Raw genomic sequence first — 2,919 nt, 5'->3', positions numbered from 1 at the left:
CCGGCCTGAAGGAGGTTGAAGGCGGTACCCCCATCCAGGAGATGGAGGTCAGACACAGGGCCCAGGTGGAGCGGGCCCGGCTGGCCGGGGAGTACGCCCGGAGTTTGCCCCTGGGCTCCGTCCAGCGGAAAAAGGCCATGGCGGTAAAGGAGAAGCAGGAGCTAAAGGCCAACAAGCTGCGCCGCAAACTGAAGGTGGCCCGAATGCCGGAGGGGGAGGAGAAAAAGCGGGAGGAGGCCACCCTGACCCGCCACGGCCACTATGACCGGCTGAAAAAGATCTTTCGGAAGGACAATCCCCTCTCCCATGAGGACGCCACCTGGACTCTGCCCGCCGGCCAGACGCTGGTCAACGTGGGCCGGGCCTTTTTCGGCGGCACCAAGCCCATGTACATCTTTGAGGACCGCTCCAGCCCCATCCTGCGGGACGGGCAGGTGGTGGGCTACAAGCAGTATCTCTTCAAAGAGGCCACCAACTGCATCGGTATGTACAAGCCGGAGGGGGCTCTGGTCACCGAGGCCGCCGCCGCCCTCCAGGACAAGATCTGCGGGCCCTACTCCATCCCGGCCTACGCCGCCGTGAAGGACGGCAAGGTGCTGGGCTCCTTTCAGGAGAAGATCGAGACCATCGGCGGGGAGCAGCAGGTGGACCTGTTCTCCTGGCAGACCGATCCCCAGGACAATATCCCCGCCGACATGAAAAAGGAGATCCTGCGGGAGCACACCCTGGACTGGCTGCTGTGCAACTTCGACACCAAGGGAGAGAACTTCCTCCACCGGACGGACAATCACCTGTGCTCCTTTGACAAGGAGGCCTCCTTCAGCAAGCTCAAGGACGGGGGAGCCCAGCACATGAGCACCGAATACAAGCCCCACGCCAACGACACCCTGTACAACACCCTGTTCACCCAGTTTGCTCAGGGCAATGTGACCCTGGACCTGTCGGCCTCCCTGGAGCAGGTGACCAAGGTGGAGCGCATGGAGCGGGAGGAGTATCTGGGCCTGTTTTCCAAGATGCTGGACCAGAAATACGGCCCCGCCGGGCCGGACAACACCGCCCGGATGGAGGTGGAGGAGGCCATGTGGCAGCGGAAAGACAATCTGCGGGAGGAATACCGGAGCTTCTATACCGACCTGATCCGCCGCCGGCGGGAGGCGCTGGGGAAGGCCGGCAAGGCGGATGACTGCGGGGGCTTTGTGGACGCCCGGGGCACGTTCCGCTTCGCGGACGAACAGGGTGAGCCGGTGGCCTGAGCGAAAGGACAGCGTGGAGCGGGATGGCTTCCGTGTGATACCTGGAAGGCCGGGGACTGCCTCGGCCATGGGATATAAAAAATGGGACTGCTGCGTCAATTCGCAGCAGTCCCATTTTGTTTCTGGAACGGCTCAGTGCTGGAGGAGCCACACAAAGCCGTAGGGGTAGAGCTCCACATGGCCCAGCTCGTCGTAGTGGCCGCCGTAGATCAGCTCCTCAAAGGCGCCGGCCTCGGGGGAGGAGGCGGTGACGAAGTCCCCGCTGAAGTTGAACAGGGCCACCAGCTTGCGGCCCTCGTACCACCGGCCCAGGCCCAGCACGTGGGGGTTGCCGGTATCGAAGGTCCACACGTCGGCCCGGAGGTCAAAGGCGGGCTCGGCGGCGCGCAGCTGCTCCAGGCGGCGCAGGCCGTGGAACTGCCTGGCCTGGCGGCTGTCGCCGTTCTTCCGGGCCTCGGCCTGGTCCCAGGGGAAGGGGCCCCGGAACAGGTTGCGGGCGTCGTCCCCGTTGGCGCTGTCCTGGCGGAAGGCGTAGTCGTTGAGCTGGCCGATCTCGTCGCCGGAGCGCAGCATGGGCAGACCGCTCTGGGTGAACAGCCAGGCGTGGATCAGCTGATCCCGGGCGATGGCCTGGGCCAGCTTGGTGTCGTTGCGCTCATAGTCGGCGGCCTCCACCCCGCACAGGGAGGCGGTGGTGCCGCACACCCGGCCCTCCTTGCACAGCTCGGCCCGGCTGTCGCTGCCAGGGAACTGGCCGGTAAAGAACTGGGTGAGGTACTGCCGGTGGCCGTCCTGGCTGGCGCCGGTGTGGGTGTGGAGCCAGTCGTAGTCCAGGGCCCAGCCCAGGCCGTTCTCCCCCCGCAGGCGGTTGAGCCACACCTGCTCCTTGGGCTGGCCGCAGGTCAGGTCGGTCTCACGCCGCAGCAGGGCCACGTCCCCGGTGGCCAGGGTGTGCCACAGGGTATCGTCCTCCCCCCGGCACAGCAGGTGGCACAGGGGCTTGTCCTGGGAGCCGAAGAAGGCGGCGGGGGCCTGGCCCATCAGCAGCAGGCCGGGGCACACCAGGTCGCAGATCAGCCGCACCAGCCGCACCATATCCAGGGAAAGGTGGGACAGGCCGCCCAGGCAAAGGGCGTCCGCCCCGCTGTTTGCCCGGGCCAACAGCTTCTCCACCCAGCTGTGGAAGCTGTCGGCGGCGGGCTGGGCCAGGTAGCCGGCGCACAGGTTGACGCACAGCAGGATGTCCCGCACCCGGCAGGGCTGGGCCAGGGCGGCCAGGGCCTCCCTGGCGCAGCCGGACACGTGGAGGAAGTTGACGCCGCACTCGGTCAGATAGTCCAGCCGCTCCGCCATGGCGTCGGGGCAGCCGGCGAAGGCCGCCGGGTCCACATCCATGGCCAGCAGGTCCCGGCGGGTATACCACCGGGGCTCGGCGGCCCGCCGCTCATCCAGCTGCTTCAGGTCGGCGGGGCGGGCCTCAAAGCCATCCTCCAGCAGGGAGAGCAGCTTGTCCCAGGCGGCCAGATTCCCATGGAACAGGGAACGGTACAGCGCCTCCAGCTCGGCCTTCCCACCGGCCAGACGGAGGTCAAAGGGGCTCTCTGCCCTGGGGGCGGGGGTGGCCTGGGGGGTGGGAGCCTGGACGCTGGCCGGAGCGGCCTTGGGG

Annotated in this window: 2 protein-coding genes; one reads left to right on the top strand and one right to left on the bottom strand. The window is 67.2% G+C overall.

The annotated features are described in order from the left end of the window. Positions 1 to 1,253 (top strand): hypothetical protein (locus tag H6B51_RS16750; RefSeq protein ID WP_204884736.1); only part of this gene is annotated, 1,253 nt, incomplete at its 5' end. A 132-nt stretch (positions 1,254 to 1,385) separates the two neighbouring features. Here the strand turns inward: H6B51_RS16750 and H6B51_RS16745 are convergent. Beyond that, the coding region (locus H6B51_RS16745) for an alpha-amylase family glycosyl hydrolase (protein WP_470382170.1) at positions 1,386 to 2,919 on the bottom strand (1,534 nt) is incomplete at its 5' end.

Origin of the sequence: Pseudoflavonifractor phocaeensis, from assembly GCF_016901955.1 — a bacterium.
Lineage (GTDB): Bacteria > Bacillota > Clostridia > Oscillospirales > Oscillospiraceae > Flavonifractor > Flavonifractor phocaeensis_A.
Note: the sequence above shows the minus strand (reverse complement) of the source record. Positions and strands in the feature narration are given on the sequence as shown.